This is a genomic window from Mycoplasmopsis mucosicanis, assembly GCF_006546935.1.
Taxonomy (GTDB): domain Bacteria; phylum Bacillota_I; class Bacilli_A; order Mycoplasmatales; family Metamycoplasmataceae; genus Mycoplasmopsis; species Mycoplasmopsis mucosicanis.
On record NZ_SMDN01000009.1, the window covers coordinates 1 to 21,833 of the forward strand.

Annotated in this window: 15 protein-coding genes; 5 read left to right on the top strand and 10 right to left on the bottom strand. The window is 29.6% G+C overall.

From position 1 onward, the window contains the following. Positions 1-111: 111 nt before the first annotated feature. A complete protein-coding gene (locus E1I18_RS02675; RefSeq protein ID WP_141484059.1) occupies positions 112-3,117 on the bottom strand; it encodes a coiled-coil domain-containing protein in 3,006 nt (1,001 codons plus the stop codon). A gap of 14 nt (positions 3,118-3,131) precedes the next feature. Further along, positions 3,132-3,365: a hypothetical protein gene (locus tag E1I18_RS02680; RefSeq protein ID WP_141484060.1), complete on the bottom strand. Its 234-nt coding sequence runs from the start codon at positions 3,363-3,365 to the stop codon at positions 3,132-3,134. A 294-nt stretch (positions 3,366-3,659) separates the two neighbouring features. Between E1I18_RS02680 and recA the strand changes: the two genes are divergently transcribed. Together recA and E1I18_RS02690 are read left to right on the top strand one after the other, a co-directional pair. Further along, positions 3,660-4,640, top strand: coding sequence for a recombinase RecA (gene recA / locus E1I18_RS02685; RefSeq protein ID WP_211334707.1), 981 nt, complete (start codon positions 3,660-3,662; stop codon positions 4,638-4,640). A gap of 157 nt (positions 4,641-4,797) precedes the next feature. Continuing rightward, a complete protein-coding gene (locus tag E1I18_RS02690; protein WP_141484062.1) occupies positions 4,798-5,625 on the top strand; it encodes a TIGR00282 family metallophosphoesterase in 828 nt (275 codons plus the stop codon). Positions 5,626-5,697: 72 nt separating this feature from the next. On the opposite strand, the gene E1I18_RS02695 is transcribed toward E1I18_RS02690, so the two are convergent. Genes E1I18_RS02695 through E1I18_RS02720 form a run of 6 tightly spaced genes read right to left on the bottom strand, consistent with a single transcriptional unit; the run spans position 5,698 to position 13,691 of the window. Beyond that, positions 5,698-6,189, bottom strand: a complete 492-nt coding sequence (locus E1I18_RS02695) for a dUTP diphosphatase (RefSeq protein WP_141484063.1) — start codon at positions 6,187-6,189, stop codon at positions 5,698-5,700. An 8-nt stretch (positions 6,190-6,197) separates the two neighbouring features. Further along, positions 6,198-6,965, bottom strand: coding sequence for a Nif3-like dinuclear metal center hexameric protein (locus E1I18_RS02700; RefSeq protein WP_141484064.1), 768 nt, complete (start codon positions 6,963-6,965; stop codon positions 6,198-6,200). Next, on the bottom strand, positions 6,965-8,470 hold the full coding sequence (locus E1I18_RS02705) for an RNA polymerase sigma factor (protein WP_141484065.1): 1,506 nt from the start codon (positions 8,468-8,470) through the stop codon (positions 6,965-6,967). The genes E1I18_RS02700 and E1I18_RS02705 overlap by 1 nt, the downstream gene beginning before the upstream one ends. After that, positions 8,457-10,367 carry a DNA primase gene (gene dnaG / locus E1I18_RS02710; protein WP_141484066.1) on the bottom strand — a complete coding sequence of 637 codons (1,911 nt, stop codon included), beginning with the start codon at positions 10,365-10,367 and terminating at the stop codon, positions 8,457-8,459. Before dnaG ends, E1I18_RS02705 begins: the two co-directional genes overlap by 14 nt. A 1-nt stretch (position 10,368) precedes the next feature. After that, a complete protein-coding gene (locus E1I18_RS02715) occupies positions 10,369-11,727 on the bottom strand; it encodes a glycine--tRNA ligase (RefSeq protein ID WP_141484067.1) in 1,359 nt (452 codons plus the stop codon). 35 nt (positions 11,728-11,762) lie between these two features. Continuing rightward, positions 11,763-13,691: a hypothetical protein gene (locus E1I18_RS02720; protein WP_141484068.1), complete on the bottom strand. Its 1,929-nt coding sequence runs from the start codon at positions 13,689-13,691 to the stop codon at positions 11,763-11,765. Between the two features lie 214 nt (positions 13,692-13,905). Between E1I18_RS02720 and E1I18_RS02725 the strand changes: the two genes are divergently transcribed. From E1I18_RS02725 to E1I18_RS02735, 3 genes are read left to right on the top strand one after another with little or no spacing between them, the layout of a single operon-like run. Further along, positions 13,906-14,259, top strand: coding sequence for a S1 domain-containing protein (locus tag E1I18_RS02725; protein ID WP_141484069.1), 354 nt, complete (start codon positions 13,906-13,908; stop codon positions 14,257-14,259). Then, positions 14,252-15,487: a glucose-6-phosphate isomerase gene (locus E1I18_RS02730; RefSeq protein WP_141484070.1), complete on the top strand. Its 1,236-nt coding sequence runs from the start codon at positions 14,252-14,254 to the stop codon at positions 15,485-15,487. Before E1I18_RS02725 ends, E1I18_RS02730 begins: the two co-directional genes overlap by 8 nt. A gap of 12 nt (positions 15,488-15,499) precedes the next feature. Then, entirely contained in the window at positions 15,500-16,789 is a 1,290-nt protein-coding gene (locus tag E1I18_RS02735; protein WP_141484071.1) for a glucose-6-phosphate isomerase, read from the top strand. A 118-nt stretch (positions 16,790-16,907) separates the two neighbouring features. Here E1I18_RS02735 and E1I18_RS02740 read toward each other — a convergent pair whose 3' ends face one another. Both E1I18_RS02740 and E1I18_RS02745 read right to left on the bottom strand, forming a co-directional pair. Next, complete coding sequence (locus E1I18_RS02740; RefSeq protein WP_141484072.1) at positions 16,908-20,942, bottom strand: DEAD/DEAH box helicase; 4,035 nt, start codon at positions 20,940-20,942, stop codon at positions 16,908-16,910. 145 nt (positions 20,943-21,087) lie between these two features. Continuing rightward, positions 21,088-21,819, bottom strand: a complete 732-nt coding sequence (locus E1I18_RS02745; RefSeq protein ID WP_141484073.1) for a phosphotransferase — start codon at positions 21,817-21,819, stop codon at positions 21,088-21,090. Between the last annotated feature and the right edge of the window lie 14 nt (positions 21,820-21,833).

The following is a 21,833-nucleotide window of genomic DNA, read 5'->3' on the forward strand; positions in this document are numbered from 1 at the left end:
AAAAAAACTATCAAATAACGGTATTAAAATCAAAATCTTGTTAGTTATTTTTAACAAACATGATATAACATTTACAATTAAACTAACCTATCTCAAGCGGTTCATTATGTTTTAGATTTCACAAATTTTATGAGAGTTTCGAAGCACTCCATCAGTTATTTCATTATTTTTCATCAAAAGAAATTCTTTTTGAACTGCTAGATTTGTATTTAAAATAACAAGTTCTTGACGCAAGAATTGAATTTGTTGTTCTTTTTGTTGGATAAATGATTTATTGTGTATGCTTGAATCAAATAATTCATTTTTTATAAGGTTTTGTAGTTTTTCAATTTCGCCTGATATTTCAGTATTTCGTTTCGAAACATTATTGATTTCAGTTTCAAATTTTGTTTTGTTTTCTGGTGTGAAAGATAATTTTGCTGTGTTGCCTGAACCATTTAGTTGATCACGGAAGTTTGAAACTGATTTGATTGAGTCGTTGTGTTCTTTAATAAGTTCTTCAAGACTGATTTCAAATTTGGTTGCAGCAGGAACTGCATCACGAACAATATTCATTTTGTTTTGAATGCGTTGTGATTCTTGAGATTTTTCGGTTGAAGACTTAATTGAACGAGTGTTTTTATCAAGTTCGCCTTTGTATTTGTCAATTGCTTTAAGTAGTTTATCTTCAACATCGGTTGGTCTTGAAGGGTCTTTACGACGGTTGGCAAAGTTGTTATTGATATATGATTTAATAAGAGCAACAATGCTTTCACCATCTTTGTTGTCTAATTTTTCTCTAAAGTCATCAAGAGCATTTTTAAGTTCATCACGAATTGCGCGAAGATTAAAATTGCCATTAATTGGATCACTTAAAGCAGCGCGAGCTTCCTCACGTAAACGATTAATGTTTCTGATTTCCTTGTTAAAGTAAATTTTGGCCACATCATTGTCGTTGTAGCCGTTGAAAACATAATCAGCATCAACACGTTGAAGGTCTAATTCTTTAATTTGGTTTAGTTTATCTTCGTATTCTCTTTGTAATCTGCTTAGTTCTTTTAGTTTTTCAAGTTTTTCGCTAAATTCTAGATTATCGGCGTTAGAAATCAACGCACCTTTTGTTCTGATTTCTTCAATTTGTTTTTTAAGGAGTTGGATTGATGAAATGTTGTCGTTGTTATTTTCTTGATCTTTGAATTTGTCATCATCAAAAGTTGTATCAAACAAAGCTTGAAGGTGAAGTGTTTTTTCATTGATATCTGTGTAGTTATTTGCTAGTTGAGCTTGATATCAAAGATTAAGTGATTGAGCTACTGCACCACCTATAAATTGTTCGTTTAAGTTATTGTTTAGTTTGTCTGTTGCACTTAATTCAGAACGTGTTGCAGTACTAAATGATGAGTAATATTGTTTAAATTTATTGTTAAATGTGTCAAATTTATTTTTGAGTTTAAGGATTTCGTTGGCTGATTTGTCTTTAAATTCTATTTCGACTTTTTCTCAAACATTTTTGAGTTCTTTTTTGTTGATATTTCTAACAGTTGAAATTGAGCTGTGGAATAGAGTTGCAAGGTCACTACGTTTTATTTCTTCAATATTTAGGGCTTCAATTCTTTTTTGAAGTTCGCGAAGACTTTCGATGTCTTGAGAACTAGTTCCTAGAAGATTAGCATATTTAATTGAAAAATTAATTTGAGAATTCAATTCATCAAATTTGTTTTTAAAGAATTCTTTAATAGCACTTTGAGCATTTATTTGTGCTTCAATTGAATTTATTTGCGCAACATAATCAAAGAAATTTGTGTATTTAATTTGGTTTAATTGTTGGCTAAATTGTTTTTTAGAATCTGCATGAAGATTAGATTTTGCAATTTTGTTTAACACGCTAGTAAGTACGTTATTAGCAATTTTTATTGAGTTGAACTCTTTAGTAAAGTCTGAAACTTTTGTAAATATGTTTTTTTGTTCTTTTGAATCGATGAATTTTTGTGCTTGTTCAATTTGACTTTGTAATTGTGCTTTAAGACTTTGTGGTAATGTTTCGATGAGTGCTTGTGCTTGAGCAATTAATGATTTTAAGTATTCAATACGTTTTTGGTCATCTTGAAAATATTGAGCTGTTTTATCTCAAAATGAGTTAATAAATTCTTCAATGATTTTAAAACCACTAACTTCTTTGTTATTTTGATCAATAACTTTGAAGTCTAGTGAACCTTTTGACTTACGAACAAATGCTTCAAGAGAATCAAGTTCATTAATTAATTTGGCTTTTTCTACACCTTCAATGCTTAAAGAAGAAACTTGTTGTTTAGCATCTTGAATTTGTGAATAGATTTTCTCAACATTTATTGTGTTGTTTTTTGATTCATCGTTATAAAGGTCAGCAGATTTAAGTTCAAAAAGTTCCTCATAAACTTCAACTGCATCACGTGAAATACCTTGTGATTTAATTTGATCATTGATAAATTCAACAATTTGATGCATTGATGCTGCTTTTGAATCGATGTGTAAAAAGTCTTTTGTAACAATTTTGTTATAGATAAACATATCTGTATTTAATTCAAGATTAAATAAGATTTTGTTTTGTTTTTCGAATAGATCACTAACGCTTTTTATGAATTGAGATTTATCAATTTTTTTAGCACCATTACCTGTATGTGAATCAATGTATTTATTGAGCAAGTCTTTGTATTCATTTTTCACATCTTCAAGCACAAAATCTTTATCATGTTGATTTGCAACATTAATAAATTCATCGTCACTTTGCGCATTTATCAATTCAAATTGCGCTATTTGTAAATAAAGTTTATTTTTAAGTTCAATAGCTGTACTTACTTTAGAACGTGAATCATAGTTGTGAGCATCGATTATTTCATCATAAATTTGTCTAGCATGTTTGATTGTTGATTCTAATTCTGCACGTTGCTCAGGAGTTAATCTTTTATTGTTTTTCAATTCATTTTCAGAGATCAATAAAGCTTCATAAAGTTTATTTGTTGAAATTGAATCTTGTCTGTTTTGTTTGATATCTGCTTTAGAATGCAATAAAGGAACTACAATAGCTAGTGCTGCTGCTGGTAGTCCTGTTAAATACAACAAAGCTTTCAATGATTTATTTTTTTTCTGATTGTCTTTCATTTTTTACTCCTTAGTTATTGACGGTTAAAGATACCAAATATCCCTTGAGCCCTTTGTTGAGCTGTTCAAAGCAACCCGTTTTTGTTTGTTCCATAAAACCTTGCAAAGTCTGCAATATAAGCAATAGAAACAGAAATTACTACTAGAAAAATCACAATAAAGATAATTCCAAATGTGAGTTTTAAAGTCTTAGAAGTTTTTTCTTTTTTTGCTTCACTTGACTTTAAAGTTTCTTGTTTTTGCAACATAATATTCCTTTCTCAAATCAATTTATTAGATATTTAAATTGATATTTAAATTTTAGTATAAAATAAATTTTATATACCTATAAATATTAATTTCTTTATTAAATGTACTAATTTGTGGTTTAATTCCACACTATATACAATTTTGGCCACATAAAATCGTTATTTTTATGATAGGAATGTACAATTATTTCTAGTTAAATAATTTTGAGAAATATAGACCAAAAATGATAATTTTTTACTTTTTTTGCTAGTTTTGCCAATTTTTCATAATTTATTTTGAAAGGAAAAATAAACATGGAAGAAAAAAACAAATCTAATGATGCAATACAAAAAGCAATCAGTGAAATAACCAAAAAATTTGGTGCTGAAGCAATCACATTTTTTGATCAAGATAAACTAGCAGAAGCAATAAAAGTCATACCAACTGGCTCATACTTACTCAATGATGCATTAGGCATTGGTGGATATCCGGAGGGAAGAATTATTGAAATTTTTGGACCTGAAAGTGGTGGTAAAACCACACTTTGTTTGCATGCAATTGCAGAAGTTCAAAAACAAGGCGGTGTTGCTGCATTTATAGACGCTGAGCATTCAATTGACCCTTCATATGCTTCAAATCTAGGAATAGATTTGGATAAAGTAATTATTTCGCAGCCAGATAGCGGTGAGCAAGCAATGGATATTGTTGATTATTTGACAAAAAGTGGTGCAATAGATCTTATTGTTGTTGACTCAGTTGCTGCTTTAGTTCCAGAAGCTGAACTAAATGGAGAAATGAGTGATAATCAAATTGGTTTACAAGCTCGACTAATGTCAAAATCACTAAGAAAAATAACTGCTTCACTAAACAAAACCAATACAACAATCATTTTTGTTAATCAAATCAGAGAAAAAATTGGTGTAATGTTTGGAAACCCTGAAACTACAACAGGTGGAAGAGCTCTGAAATTTTATTCATCAGTGCGTTTAGAAGTAAGAAGAGTTTCTTCAATAGTTGATGGTAAAGAAATTATTGGAAATGACATCAAAATAAAAGTAGTGAAAAACAAATTGGCTCCGCCATTTAAATCAATACAAACTGAAATAATTTTTGGTCAAGGTATTGATGCAGTCGGTGAATTAATTGAGTTATCAGTACAAAAAGGAATACTTGAGAAAAAAGGTTCATGATATGCTTACCAAGGTGAAAATATTTGTCAAGGTAAAAAAGCACTCAAAGAAATGCTCAAGGAAAATGATGAGTTAAAAAAAGAACTCGAAAGCAAAGTTTTATAATCCAGGAAACTGGATTATTTTTTACCAAAATACACATTTTTGAGTAGTTTTTGACAAATTAAACATCTGAAGTTCGCTTACAAAAATGTTTAGCAACATAAAAAATTTGTATAAAATTAGTAATGTTGTAGTAGAACTACAAAAGATTGAGGCATTTATGGAACAAAATAAAATGATTAAAATTCTCTTTATTGGCGATATTTTTGGTCAACCTGGCATCGATAATGTAAAACAAAATTTACCAATTTTACTCAAAGAGCACAATATTGATTTAGTAATAGCTCAAGCCGAAAACGTATCAAATCGTAAAGGCTTTATTGCTAAAGATTATTATGCTTTAAAAGAGTGTGGTGTTGACGTTTTTACTCTCGGTAATCACGTTTGAGCACAAAATGGTATTTTCGAAATCATAAACAATAATGACATTGTTAGACCGCTTAATATTCCAAATTCTTATGCAGGTCAAGGCAGTGTTGTAATCAATATTCCAAACAAAAATGCAACCATAAGAGTAACTTCATTGATGGGTATTATGTTTAATAAATTGCTTGCTCCATGATATCATGAATATGCTGAAAATTTCTTTGATGCAATAGATAATGTGATTGAAAATCAACAAAAAACTGACTTTCATTTTGTTGATTTTCATGCAGAAACAACAAGTGAAAAGGCAGTTTTATCGCTTTATTTAGATGGTAAAGTAGATGCAGTATGTGGTACTCATACTCATGTGCAGACCAATGATGCAAGAGTATTGCCTAATGGAACATGTTTTATTAGTGATGCAGGTATGACTGGTCCTTCTAATGCAGCAATAGGTGCAAATTTTGAAGAGGTTTATAAACATATGCGTTATAACTCAATGGTTAGATTCGTTGTTTCTCCTAACAAAACACAGTTTAATGGAGTTGTACTTAAACTCAATACAATCAATAAGCATGAAAACGAAATTATTAAAATTTGTATTGAGCCAAAAAGCGAGTAAATTTTACCAAATGTACTCAAAAATGAGTATATTGGTAAAATGAACAAAAAAAATTTGCTACTAAGCAAATTTTTAATAATGATTTTTTATGCGCTCAAAATTCTTAGCGTTTTTGTACTCGTATCATTTCAAAATGTCTTCATCTTTATAGCCTAACATTTTTGCAGTACCAAGAGAAAGTGATAAAAGTTCGCTAAGAACTTCTTTGGTTATGTTAGTGTTTGCCTGGCTAGCGACTTTATAGATTTCTAAAATTTGATCTGTAGGAAACTTAGAAACAATTTTTGCTTCGATAACTGGATCAACATTTAGTTTGTAGGCATATGAGCCAAGGAAATGCAAAACATCAGCAAATTCTTCAAGAACAGCATCATGATTAATAGTTTTGTGTTTTTTTCAGTACTTAAAACATTGAACTTCGTTAGCAAATTCACCAAATTCAACTAACAATGCTAATAATCATTTAGCCTTCCATTCATCAGGAACAACATGATGAAGGTCTTCACGTGAATTAATTGCGTTGTCTAATTGCTTTTGTTTTTCAAAAATGTGGCTCAAGTCCATATTTGCTCCTAAATATTTTTGTATGGTTCTTCTAATTTGAATGTTTTGATGTTTAAATCGGAAAAATTGTCTTTTAGTGTTGCATAAATATCATCAACAAAGACTTGTTCATCAAGGTGTGATACTTCAAGAACGTCCATATCGAGTTCTTTATAGGTTAATCATTCGCTTCATTTGATGTCGCTTGTGATAATTAATTCAACGCCGGCAAATTTAAGATCACTAGCAAGTGAAGCGGGACCTGAACCAGAGAGAATTGCAATTTTGTTATATTTTCGCATAGGGTCATGTGAATTTGTTCTAAAATTGCGTAATCTCAAACAATATTCTAATTTTAATTTTAGTTCATTAAGTCCAATTAATGTGCTAATAACACATGGATATTTAGTTGTGAATGGTTCAAATTCCTTAAATCCTAATGCCTTAGCAATTTTATGAGATGTTCCATTTAGATTATTATCATAATTTGTGTGCAATGCTAAAACATTGATACCATGACTTTTAAGAATTTTTACAAGTCGTTTTTTATAAGGGGCTTGTAAATATTCATCAGTTCATTTTTCAGTAAATTTAAAAGGGTGATGAACAACAATTAGGTTTGCTTGTTGTTTAATTGCATAGTCAATAATTTTAGAAGTAACATCAAGTGCAACTACCACACCTGTTAGTTCTTCAGAAAGATTGTATTTTAAACTAAAACCGGCTCAATCTCACTCGTCTGCATCCTCGAGGGGATATTGCTCTAGTAAAAAATTAGTTACAGTTCTTAATTTCATTATTTAAAAAAGTCCTTTAAATGTTTCCCTTTACGGGTGCTATTTTTTAATTTTCTTAAAATTTTGTTTTCAATTTGACGAATACGCTCTTTAGAAACGTTTCTTTCATGAGCAAGCACCTCAAGAGGAGTAACTCTATATTTTTTTCCTTCGTCATCAAAACCTACACCAAAACGCTTACAGATAAGTTCATATTCTTCCTTGTCTAGTGTGTCTAGAAGAATATCGTTTAGCATTTCAACTAGTTCTTCTTGTGAGGCAAAATCAATTGGATTAACTACGCTTTCATCCTTAACAAAATCAGAGAATGCTGAATCGTTTTCTTTTCCAATTTGCTTATCTAAAGAGATAGGGTCAATATTAATTTTACGTATATATCGCACTTTGTCAGCTGTAAAACCATCGCCATATCTTTGTGCAATTTCTTCATCAGTTGGTTCTGTACCATTTTGTTGGTGTAATTCTCGCTCAATTTTAGTGATTTTATTGATAGTTTCAACCATATGCACTGGAACTCTAATAGTACGTGCTTGGTCAGCAACTGCACGTGTAATTGCTTGACGAATTCATCAGGTTGCATAAGTAGAAAATTTAAAACCTTTCGAAACGTTATATTTTTGAACAGCTTTAACAATACCAGAGTTACCTTCTGAAATTAAATCAATAAAACTTAGGCCTCTGTTTTTGTATTTTTTAGCATTATTAATAACTAAACGTAAATTACGCTTGATTAATTTGTCACGCGCGCGCTTGCCTCTAAAGCCACCTTTTTCCATTTCGAGAGCTAATTTCTCTTCTTCTTCTTTAGTGAGTAATTTTCCATATTTACCTATCCAACGCATGTATCATTTAACAATGTCATTGGTTTCGGTAAGTTTGTTTCGAAGTTCGTGAATTAATACTGAACCATCATCCTTGCTAAGGTCAATTTCCTCGTCTTCGTAGTTTTCAATCATTAAATCAGAATCGCTAATGTCTTTAGATTTTTTCTTGCTTTCTTTTTTTGTAGGTTTAAGTTCTTTTTTGCTATTTGCTACTTCATCTTCATCTTCATCTGCATATGAAGAGTAATCTGAATATTCATAATCATCATAATTGTATTCGTTAGTAAACTCATCGTCATCGTCGTAGTCAACTATATCAATAGCACCATTAAAATCAGTATCTATTTCATACTCTTCAACTTCTTCATGCAATTGTGGTTTTTTAAATTTATCCTCTTCGTCTGATGAATCCTCTTTGTCTTCTGTGTCTTCATCGTCTAATTCATCCATGATATCATCAACACCAACATCAATGTCATCGCCATCATCAACATCATCACCAACTAGGCCAATCTCGTGAAGTTCAAGAAGCATCTCGTCCATCATTTCATCAGGAATTTCAACTTTTATGTCATCAAGATACTCATAAACTTGTGATTGTGAAAGCTTTTTGTTTTGAGTTTTTTTAGCGTGTGCTTTAACCATATCGATTACTGTTTTAATGTTGTTATTTTTTGACATTTTTATCTTTCCTTCCTTGGATTATTATTATATTTTTTGATCGTTCATTGAATAAATTGTCATTTTGCGCGATCATTTCTTTATTAAATGGTTGCTTTGTGTCGTTGATATATTCTTCGTCTGCTTCGATGCGCGCTTTGTTATAAACAAATTCAAAATCCTCGTAAATTGAGTTGGAATCATTGCTGCCGCGGCCAAAATTTTGACGATAATTCTCATATATTTTTGTAAGCTGCTCGTCATTATGAGTTAATGTTTGTCTAATGTCTTGTTTTTGATTATTATTTAAATTACCTTGCATCATTTGATTCATTATCGAATGCTTATAATCATTAAAAACGTTTAAGGACATTTTTTCATTGACTTTTTGTTGTCTTTGAATAAATAAATCATATAAATCCGGATGATCGAGTATCAAATAAAAAAGAAGATCGATTCAGCTTAATTTATTTTTATTTTGTGAATGTTGAGCAATTTTGTATGGTTTCTCACTAAAGTTTGGTGCATTGATATCAAGAGGTTCAGGGGGAATATAATCAGGGACAAAGTCGTGAGCCAAAAATGTATTAGTGTCTTCAAAACCAAAATATTCATCATTAACTGATAAGTCGAATTCACTCGTTTTTGAGTGGTTTTGGTCAAAATCTGGAGTATATTTGAAATCAGAATTAACTTTAGATTTGTAATAACTTTGCACTGTTGGTGATGAGTATTGAATGTATTCATTGATACAGGCAACAAAGTGTTGAATACTATTAAGATCATTGTTGCTACCTGAAATAAGACTGTATTGAGTTTTGAAATAATCATATACAAAATCAAGTGCTGCTGGTGCATTTGCAAGCATATTTTGTAAGTATTCAATACCGAGTTCTTTTATTATTTCATCGGGGTCGAGGCGTGTTTTGTTAGCAACAATTCGCACATCAATGCCTTTAGAAAGCAAGAATTTAGCACTTGCTAAAGAAGCTTTTTGACCTGCATTATCACCATCAAGAAAGAGAATAATATTTTTATTTTTAAGTAGTTTAAGATGTTTGAGTGTTAGAGCGGTCCCCATTAGAGCAACAGCATTTAAACGCTTAATTTTTGCAAGAGCAATAACATCAAAAAAGCCTTCTACTATTATTAATTCATGGTCAACAATATTTTGATTTGCTTGTTGAAAGTTATATAAAATTTCTGATTTTTGGAAAATTGTTGACTCAGCGCTATTGATATATTTTGGTTTTTCGTCTTTGTTGAGAGTTCTAGCCGAAAAACCAACAACTTTGCCTTCAGAATTACGAATTGCAAAAGTGATTCGGTTTGCAAAAATTGGTTGTTTTGAATCGGCATGAATTAAACCTGCTTTTGCAAAAATTAAGGCATTTTGTTTAATTTCATCACCAAAAAACTCAAGAAATGAGTCTTTTGAAGCATAACCAATATCAAAAAGAGACAACAATTCATTATTTAATTGGCGCGAAGTAAAAAAATCATATAAGAGTGAATTTTTTAGTTTAATGAATTCAAGTTTATAGAAAGAATTAACTCGTTCAAGTAAGTCAATAACTTGTAAATCTAATTCACTATAGTTTGATTTAGGTTCATAAAATGTATTGGATGAATAGGCTATACCACTTTGATCAGCCAACATTTTAAGCGCTTGAGGATAAGAAATTTTTTGAAACTTAGAAACGAATCTGACTACATCACCGCCTTCACCGCACACAAAACACTTAAAGATTCGTTTTGAAGGACTAACATTCATCGAAGGATTGGAGTCATCATGAAAGGGACATAAACAAACGTAACTTTGACCTTTTTTGGTTAAAGTTACGTACTTATTAATTTGCTCCACTATGTCAAGTTTTGCAATTAATTCATCATGAATGTTTCTTAAATTTGTGCTCATACTATATGTATTCTAAAATTTCATCGATTTTGATACGTTTTTGTTGCATTGTATCTCTATCACGAATTGTTATGGTGTTATCTTCAAGAGTATCAAAATCAACAGTGATGCAGCAAGGTGTTCCTATTGCATCTTGTCGACGATATCTTTTACCTATTGAAGCAGTTTCATCATAAGTTACTGAAATACCTTTGTCGAGTAGCATTTGAAAAATCTCACTCGCTTTTTCATTTAACTTTTTAACAAGAGGCAAAATTGCAACTTTGTATGGTGCTAATTCTTTTGAAAATCTTAAAACAAGACGAGTATCATCATCGATTTTTTCCTCATCATAAGCTTCAATTAAAATAGCAAACATAAGTCTATCTAGTCCCATTGAAGGTTCAATAACATATGGAATAAATTTTTCATTTGTTATTGGATCAAGATATTCTAAATTTTCACCTGTTGCTTTTTGGTGCGCAGACAAGTCATAATTTGTACGGTTTGCAATACCAAATAATTCACCTCAACCAAAAGGGAATAAATACTCAACATCGCTGGTAGCTGATGAGTAATGACTAAGTTCTTTTGGATCGTGTTTTCTTAGACGTGTATTTTGTTCGCTAAGACCTAATTTTTTAGTGAAAAGTATTGCTTTTTCAATGTAATAGTCAAAAATTTGATCTGCTTGTTGAGGATGACAAAATACCTCAAGTTCCATTTGTTCAAATTCACGAGTTCTAAAAATAAAGTTTCCAGGAGTTACTTCATTTCTAAAACTTTTACCAACTTGACCTATACCTAATGGTAATTTTGCTCGCATTGACCTTTGAACATTTTTAAAGTTGACCATGATTCCTTGAGTGGTTTCTGGTCTTAAATAAATCTTACTTTTGCTTTCTTCAGTAACTCCTTGCTTGGTTTCAAACATAAGATTGAATTTTCTAACTTCACTTCAACGAGTTTTAGAACCCTCATATTCATGCAAGTTTTTGTCTAAAAATTCCTTCATTTCAGCAAAAGTTAATGTTTCAGCCACAATCGATGAGTCAATTTGCTCAATCAATTTGTCTGCACGATATCTTTTACCATTTTCTAAATTTTCAATAAGAGGATCATTAAAATTCACAACATGACCTGATGTTACTCAAACCTGAGGGTTCATCAGAATTTTAGAATCAAGTAAAAAATTGTTTTTTTCCTGTTGTATGAAATATTTTTTTCAAATTGCTTCAATATTATCTTTTAAAAGAGCACCGAGTGGACCATAATCTCATGTATTAGCAAGACCACCATAGATCTCGCTTCCTCGAAAAACAAACCCTGATGCTTTTAAATGATTTACTAAAGTTACAATATTTTTATCTTTATTTAACAATGTATGCTCCTTTCTAATAATGCAAAAAAGCTACATTATTTTTTGAAAAGATCTTTGAAAGGTTTAAAGATTTCAACGTCTGCATAAATTTCAACTACTCTTAAAATAACAATTAATAAAACTAATATTGCTACGATTAAAAGTACAACAATACCAATATGTCATCATAAAGTTAAAGAAGGTCTTGAGAAGTATTTACCTGGTTTAACTTTTTCATTTTGACTTACTGTTTCAAGTTGAGTTTCATAATATGCAACACCATCAATAATAATTTTTGGAGTTTTGTGTTTTTTAACTTTTTCAGGTTTTTGTTTTTTAACCTTTTTAGGTTTTTTAACAACTTCTTTTTGTTGTACAATCTCAACTTCATCAACTGAATTTGCTTCTTCAACAGGCACTTCAATTGTTTGCGAACTAGTTACTTGTTGAGTTGAATCATGAGATTCCATAGTGTCTTGAACCTCATGAGATTCTTCTTGCATACTTTCGTGTTGTTGAGATTGAGCTATTACATCCTCGTGTGTGAATACTGCAACTTCTTGGTTTTCTTCTGATGATTGTTCTTCAATTTGTTCGTTGTTAATTGACATATCATCAACTTGAGTTGTTTGAGGCTCAAGGTTTTCTTCATTTTGCACAACATCTTCAATTATTTCTTCAACTTCAGGTGATACAGTTGTGTAAATTGAGTTTGCACTTTGAATATCAATTACATAGTCAGAAAATAGACTTTTAAGAGCATTTTCGCTAATTAACACATTTTGAGGTAAAGTGAAATTAAATTCATTTTCATCTGCAAAAACAACAAATTTGTTGCCTATAACAACATATGATGTTTCATAAGATAATGAATATTTATTTTGCTCAACTTGATATACAGATCAATTTTCTTCTGTATCTTGTAATTCGTAATGAGGACATAAATTTGTAATTAATCTATTAAATTCATTTTTTAGGTTAGCAAATAGTGCTCTTGTTTGATCTTTGTAATCATAAACATCTATGCTCAATAAATTAGTAACTAAATTTTCAATATCATGATAATTTTGTCTTACTCTATTGTAGTCTCTTGCTGATATATGAGAATTGAATTTGTCTTTAAAAGATGCAAATTTTTCAATGTATTTGCTCAATGCAATATTCAATTCTTCTTCTTCAAGCTCAAAAAAGTATGTAAAGAATAACTCGTTTTGTTTTTCTTCTGTAGACATTTCTAATTGTTCAACATTTTCATCAACAACTACATCATCTTCACCTTTTGACATTGATTCAGTTTCAACTTCAATAGTTTCATCAATATTTTTAGGTTCATGATCGAAAATATCGACTTCTTCAGCCAATTTAACCACTACTTTTTCACTATCATTTTCAACTAACTCAACGTTATTAGATTGAATTTCTTCTTCTTGTGGTTCAGTATATTCGGATTGTTGAGGTATCACAACAACGAATTCTGAATAAAGTTTTTTAACATCTTTTGAAGAAATTTTTACCCCTTCAGGAAGCAAGAAATTGTATTCATATTTTGGAGCAAAAACAATGTATTTATTACCAAATACAAATTGTGAAGTCTCTCAAGCTATAAATAAATCAACTTGATCACTATTTGTATAAATTGCACAGTTTTCCTGTGTATCAACCAACTCATAATGAGGACAAAGTTGAGTAATCAAAATTTTAAAAACTGAATTAATTTCGTTCAATGTTGTTGCAGTTTCTCTTTTGAATTTAAATTTGTCTTTAGCAATAACACTCATAATAAATGTATTTAAATCGTGAAAATTTTGTCTAATACGATTAAAATCTGCTGCAGAAATATGTTGCGGTTGAACATTTTTAAATTCGCTAATTTTCATTAAAAATGTTTGGAGTGCGTTATTAAGGTCTTTTGACTTAATTTTGTTGATATGACAAAATTTTAATTCTGTTCTATTTTGATGCTGATTTTTGATTATGTTTTTCATTCTGACCCCTTAAATAATTAGAATATTAATAGATATTGAAATTATATTAAAATATTAAATAATTGAAAGAGAATTTCAATTTTACCAAAAGTACTCAAAAATGAGTATTTTCGTAAAAAAATACATATGTAGAAATTAATATTTTTTTCAAAATCAACTGAAACTGCCTTAGTTTATAAATTAAATTCTGCAAAAATTGTTTATAATTTTAGATATGAATAAAAGAGGTGATATTCTATTTGGAAAAATAATACATATATGTCGTGAAGGCATAACTGTTTTAACTAACAAAAAATACGTTTTTAACATACCTAAAAAAAATATCACTGACTGAAGTTCAAAAAATTTGTATGCAGAATTTTCTATCAAGGATAAAATTAATTTTTATGTTGAACAAATAGACAATGCAAATAGTACAGGTATTGGAAATTTCAAATACAATCACTCTTATTTTGCGCGTACACCTTTCACTGATGAATTAAAAGAAACAAAACATGGTTTTCGAACATTGAAAAGTGAAATTGAAAAAGATATAAACATTTGAAAAAATAGAGGCCAAAATGTCTAAAATTGAGTTGAAGGCTTATAACTATTATCCTGATTTTTCAAATGAAAATTTAATCAAATTAGCTAATGACATCATTCAAGGTATCAATTACAAAACTATTAATAGTTTTGAAAATTTTGGTTTTCATGAACTAACATTGAATTTTGGAAAATACAACTTCGAAGAGATTAAAGAAATATCTCAAGCAATAATAAAAGACAATATTAGGGACATAGTTATCTTTTGTGATGAATTAACAATTCAAAATGCATTGAGTGGTATTGAATTTGTTTTTAAGTATGACATTCTAGCTCAAAACAAAATCAAATATCATTTCATAAACAGTAATGATCCTTTTGAAAAATGATTCAGTGATTTTCAGTGTTTAAAAAGTTCACTAAATTTTGAAACTTGTGCATTTATATACTCAAAAATGAGTAGTTTCGATACAAAATTCATCGAGTTCATTAAAGTTTTTGTTAATTATGTCCAACAAAATTATGGTTATTGAAGAGTACTAAGACGAAGTTTTTTAATAGCCAAAACAGATGTTGAAGAGCAGTTAAGTTTTTTAGAAATAGATGAGGATAATAAACTTATAATTCCAAACATTCTTGATCGTAGATATGCTTTTTTTAGCGAAATAAACATAATTTTGCTCTATTTAAAAGGTTTAAATATTAATAACTTAATTGAGGGTTATCGTTCTGCGAGCATTGAATTTACGTCCGCAAATTTACAATTTAATTATGCTTTTCAATACGGATACATACGACACAAGTTAAAGCAAGAAAAAAATAAGTGTCTCAATATTGTTTCCAATAGCGCAATAAAAAAAAGTCTAGATATATTTGCTCATTTAGTCAATTCAAAAGACATAAAAAATGGATTTTGAACTCAAAATTTAGTTTTTCCACAGGATATTTACTCATTTGCACCATACACGCTCAATATGAATCATAGTTATTTTGCTACATTTTTTAGACTAAAAGAACAAAGGTATGACTTCAGAATTTATCCCGAGCTCAGTGACAAAGATGGTGTTCCAAAGTACAAGCAGAATAGACTTAATGAATTTAATAAGCTAAACAATGATGGAATTAGCACAACACTTTCAAACATTGCAAACGTTTCAATGATTGAAATTGTTTTGCAAAGCAACACTGAGGCTGTATTAGGGGCTTTAATATGTTTTTTTTATTGAGCACAAATTTTTGAAGGATATATAAACAATACTAACCCATTTTAGTTAAGGAGAATAATGAATAAAGTAATATTAAATTTTGCAAAAGCAATGAATCAAGCAACTGTATTGAAATATCAAGACAAAGTAAGCAAAATTCATAATGCAATTTATCGTAAAGAGGTTGCTGAAAAAGATTGATTAGGTTGAATTAATTTACCAAATAAATTGGATAATGATGAGTATAAAAAAATGCAAATGCTCGCAAAAAAATGAATGAATATGAACATTGAAGTTGTAGTTGTTATTGGTATTGGAGGTTCATATTTAGGTGCAGCAGCAGGTTATGAATTTATCTTTGATCAGTACAAAATAAATAAACCAAAAATTGAACTCTTGTTTGCAGGTAATGATGTCAGTGCTCAAAGTCTTGTTACGCAGCTAAAATATGTTGAAAATAAACGTTTTGCTATCAATGTGATTTCAAAAAGTGGAAAAACTCTTGAAACAGCAATCGCATTTCGTGAGTTTAGAAAACTTCTTGAAGCAAAAGTTGGAGTTTTGCGTGCAAAAGAATTAATTGTTGCAACAACTGATGCACAAAATGGTGTGCTTTATGACTTAGCAACACAAAAAGGTTATGAAAAATTAATTGTGCCTGACGATGTTGGTGGTCGTTTTAGTGTTTTTAGCCCTGTTGGTCTATTCCCTTTTATGTGTGCAGGTCTTGACACAAAAGCGCTACTTGAAGGTGCTCAAAAATGTAATGAAGATAACAAAAATCCTGATTTGAACACAAATCAAGCTTATCAGTATGCAGTTATTCGACACATTTTGTCAAATAAACAGTACTCAATCGAACTTCTAGTTTCATATGAACCAAGATTAAGACTTTTCCAAGAGTGATGAAAACAACTTTTTGCAGAGAGCGAAGGTAAAAATGGTTTAGGTCTTTTTCCAGCTTCTTCTCAATTTTCATCTGATTTGCACTCACTTGGTCAATTTATTCAAGAAGGAAGCAGAATCTTGTTTGAGACTTCTTTGGTTTTAACTAATGCATTAGAAGATTTTAAACTAACAGTTGATCAAGAAAATATTGATCGTATTAATTATTTGGATGGTAAATCATTACACAAAGTAAATTGAGCCGTTTTTGATGCTACACTTAAAGCTCATGCAGTTGATGCAAAAATACCTAATATGTTTATCGAATTTAGCGATCTTAATGAGTGAAATTTAGGGTACCTATTTCAATTCTTTATGTTAGCTGTTACAATGTCTGCATATCTAAATGGAGTAAATCCATTTAATCAACCAGGTGTTGGTGTGTATAAAAATAACATGGCCAAAACATTAAGCGAACTTTAATTTTTACGAAAATACTCATTTTTGAGTACTTTTAGTAAATTTCAACAATAAATATATGTATTAAGACTACTAAAAAATTAATATCTTATATGACAAAAAAAATAGACCTTAAGCGGGTCTATTTTTCTTTATACTCGTCTGCTTTATCATAGAAAACAGCATTCATCGCATCAACTTCAGCAGTTAAATTTCCATTTACTTCTTGTGTATCTTCAAGGCTGTCATGATGCTCAAATTTAGGTTCAGGCGTTGGTTTTTTGATTGAATTAGTATTGCTTTTTTCAATCTCTTCAATATTAATTTCAGGAACAACAATGCTGTCTAAATCAATATTTAATTCCTCTTTAAGTCAATCATTGCTTTCATAAATTGAGTTGTAAGGTGAGACTTTTGAGTCATTTGTCTCATTGCTCATATTTTGACTTTCAGTGCTATTTTCTTGTTTTGATTCTTCAATAGGCTTATCATTATCAACTTCTATTTCTTGCGTGTCTTCATCAACATCATTATTTGAATTCAATAAATCTTGGCTTTGCTCAATACTTTCTTCAGAACTTTCTGAATGTAATTGAGTATGTGAAGATGTGTCGTGATCGTCTGAATCCTGCTCAATATTTACATCTGTATTTTCGCTAGTTTGTTCATTTGTAACACTAATTTCATCATTTTGAGGGTCATTATTATCTTCAAAGTCAGCAGGGGTGTTAAATTCATCTGTATCAACATCCATTTCTTTAACAACTTCTTCAATAACAGCATCTTCAACATCATTCTTTTTGGCTAATATATTTTCAAAAACATTTGGCTCTGGGCTAAGATCTTGAGCAACTTTTTCATCTGCTTCTAACTCATTAAATTCTTCTTCTAATTTTTCATTAATTTGTACATCAATGTTTTTGTTATCATTTGCTTCATCAACAGCATCAGATTGATTAATTTCACTAACATTTTTGTCCAAAATACTCATTTTTGAGTATTTATCGTCAAAAGTTTCAAGTGCCATTTCAAATGTTTTTTGTTGAATCTGTTCTTCAGTTATATCTTCATTTTTATCAATTACTTCAAGACTATTAATAAATTGTGCAAAGTCTTCACGTGATTTTTCTCAATTCAATCTATCAAAAACTGATAATGTATAGCCTTTAGCACGAATAAATTTTGCTATGTCATTAAACTCAAGATATTTATTAGGGTCATTTGCATATTGATAATCATCTACTAAAATTGCATAAACATTTTGATCATAATATTGCAGCATAATGTCAACTTTAAGAGTTCCGAGAGCATAATTTTTGAATAATTTAATGTATGGTTTATCTTTTATCAATTCTTGAGCTGCGTCAAATATTTCTTCAAAAAGTTCACTTTGTACATCTAAATTATCATTTTCGCTTTGTTGTTTATGAGTTATAAATTCTTTTCTTTGATCATCACTAAGTTCTAAAAATTCTAACCATTTTTTGAATGCATACATATCTTCATTGGCTGTAGTGGTTTTCACATCATTTGCTTTTAGTGACTTAATAACAATCATTTTATCTTTTGCCCGCGAAATAGCAACGTTTAGTGCATTTTTACCACCTGGTCGTCCTACATAAGTTGCATGAATTGTTGCATTTGCATCATAACCAAGTGTTGCAATAACTAAATCCGCTTCATCACCTTGGATATTTTCAATATTTCTGAGTAAAAGTGCATCATTTTTCAATGCATTTTCCAATTCTGGTTCACTTTCAAAAATATGTCTCATTATTGTGTCTTGTTGTTTAGAGTTAAAACAAAGTAAAATAATTTTTTCATATTTTTCTAAATTTTGCTTTACAAGATCTAGTGCTAGATCAAGTTCAACTTGATTAGAGTTATCTTCTCAAATGCCATTAACCTCATAAACTTCAATAGGTTTAGCATCCAAACTAAGACCAGCAGAATCAATAACATCCAAACTTGAATTATAAAAATGTTTAGAACTAAATGTCATTAATGCAGCATGATTAGAACGGTAGTTTTTGTTTAGCAAAATACTGTGCACGCTTAAAGCCATACCAAAATCAAGCAATGATTCAGTCATTCCATAAACAGTTTCATCATCACTGACTCTTACACCAAACCAATTTGAAGGCTTCATTTGCTCTTTATCACCTGCTAATACCTTAATTTTTGCTAGATAAACAACCGGAAGTCCTTTTTCAACAAAAATTTGACTTGACTCATCTAGAACTGCGTAGTCAAATTCTTCTCTTTGTCACTCACTCATTTCAGTTTCAGGAGTAATTAATATAATTGGAAATAATTTTTTAATTAGTGAAGCAAAATTATTAATAAATTTATATGGTTGAACTTTTGCAGTTCTAATTACTGAACTAAATTCAAGATATTGAGCTTTTTCTTCATCGCTAAAATTGTCCATTTTAGCCAAAATATAACTTGCAATGTATTTTTTTAGTTCTTTAACATCACTTATTTGTTCTCTTGCTGGTGGAGTAATATTTACTAATTTATTTATATAATCTAGGTCTTGAATGTCAAAATTGCTTGTTAGCAATTTTAATTCATTGATATTTAGATCGCTATTATTGAAATTTTCATATATTTTTACTGCTAATTCTTTTACTCTGCGTCTTTTTTTACTGAATATATTTCAGTAAAGGCCATTAACTTTTAATATGTTTTTTTGTGCTTGTTTAATGTTTTCGAACTTAATTTCATTTGGATAAATAAGAAAATCAGGTAAATTCAATAGAATTTCTCAGTGTTTTTGATCAAGTTTGTCTACAAAATTACTCAATTTTGGTATCACTTTTGAAGCATTTAAAAATTGTGGATTTTCACTGAGCTCTTGAATATTGTTGATATAGTCAAACTCTTTTTGACTGATGATAGGAAGACCTTTAACTCTAGAGTCGTTATCTAAATACTCCAAATAATTAATGTATTTTTGCAAAGGTTCATAGAATTTTTTCTTAGAAATTGTGCTAGAAGTATTGGACATATAAAGACAAAACATTCTTAATTCGCCCATACGTTTAATAATCACATCAAGTGCAGCACGTTTTTGTGAACACACCAACGCAGTTTTTTTGTACATTAAAATGTTGGTCAATAAGTTAACAATTGTTTGTGATTTACCAGTTCCGGGAGGACCTCAAATCAATGTATTTTGCAATAGTGATGAAGCAACTGCTTGATCTTGAGAATAGTTTGAAGGAGTAATTTTAAATAAGCTTTTACGTGGATGGAATAAGTAATTTTGAATACGTTTAGTATTGTTAGCTTTATGAAAATCAACTTTAAAAATGCTGTTTATTTCATCTTTTTTAATGATATCCATCATTCTATTTCTGATGTAGCCACCTGAAGGTTGGAATAAACCTAACACAATACCAGGACAAAATTCTAGCGACTCATTTTGCACTTTATCCGTCTCAATATTAATAAAAGGAGCATTGATTTCAGGTATATTTTGATAGATTTTTGTGTAATTTTCTTTAATTATATTAATTAATTCAGCAATACTTAATCGTGAGATATCAATGTTAGTATTAAGGTCAAAATTAGCATTTGTGAGTAAAAAAAGCAATTTTTCATTGACTTTTATGTCGCCTGTTGAGTGTAATTTTGGTCGAGCATTTTCAATAGTTAGATACGCTTCTTTAACAAACAAAGGACCATAAACTACCTTATCGTCAATCTTTACTTTCACAAATAAAAAGCCTAAATGAATAGGTCAAATATTGCTTTGTTCATTGATTTCTTTAGCTTTTTCCAAAAACAATTTTCACTTAATAGACTGTTTTTGATATTGTTTTGTAAGTTCTTCAATAAGTCTTTGTAAACCTTGTTCAAAGTTCTTATTAACCAATCTAATTGTGTATTCTGATACTTCTAAATCATACTCATTAATTATTAATTGAACTTGTTCAGCATAACTACATTGCAATAATTGTTCAGTAGCACGCAATAATTTTTGCTCAATGATATCAACGCTAAATGAGTGATGTTTATAAATTTTATCGTATGTTTCTTCGCCAAAAAGCTTATAAAAATCAAAGTAGTACTTATTATCAGTACGACAAAAAATTGCCTTATCATTAGGACTTACATCTAAAAGATTATTTAATATTGATTTATATTTTTTTTCATTTTCACTAAACATATGACCTCTTCAAATCTGTTATTTTTAAATTATATATTAAATATATATATTAAAAAACAAGCAAGCAAAAATCAGTTATTAATACAATTGTTGCTTACTTGATTTTTTTTACCAAAAGTACTCATTTATGTGTATTTTCGTAAAATTATTTATTGCTAGTTATAGAAATTAATTCATTTGCATACTGCTCAATTCGTTGTTGATATTTATGTGTATCAAAAGGAGGTTGAGTTTGAGTGTGAACTCAAAGTACAACCAAATAGTTGACCAACATCTTGTGTCTTAGCAGATGTACTGGATTGTAATTACCATATGCTTGCAAAAATTTTGATTCAATTTGAGCATTCATATCGCTAGCCTCAATTACGTATGCAAGTTCAAAATGCTTATCACCCATTGTTGCATATTCTCAATCAACAAAGTAAATTTTGTCTTTTGTTTCAATCATATTAAAAGGTCATAAATCATTGTGCAATGGAGTGTCTTTAGCCATTTTTGCAAGAGTTAAATTGATTGAACGATAATATTTATCAAGTACTTCTACACGGCGGTTAAATTGCTTCATTAGCATACGATAATGTTTTACGCGTCGAGCATGATTTGAAGGTGCAAAAACAAGTTTTGAATTATGAATTGCTTTAATTTGTTGAGCAATTTGCTCAACATTATCTAAACTTATTGTAGGTTCAACACCATCAATAAATTCTCACTCACTAAATTGTGTGTTATCACTGAGCAATTTAGGAACAAAATCAAAGACGTTAAGTACTGAATAATCAATGTTATGGTTAAATCCATTATGTTTTTTTTCTTGAATAAATTTGTTACCGTCGCGATATGAAACATTAGTATGACCTTTATTAATTTGTACTCTCATTTTGACCTTTCATT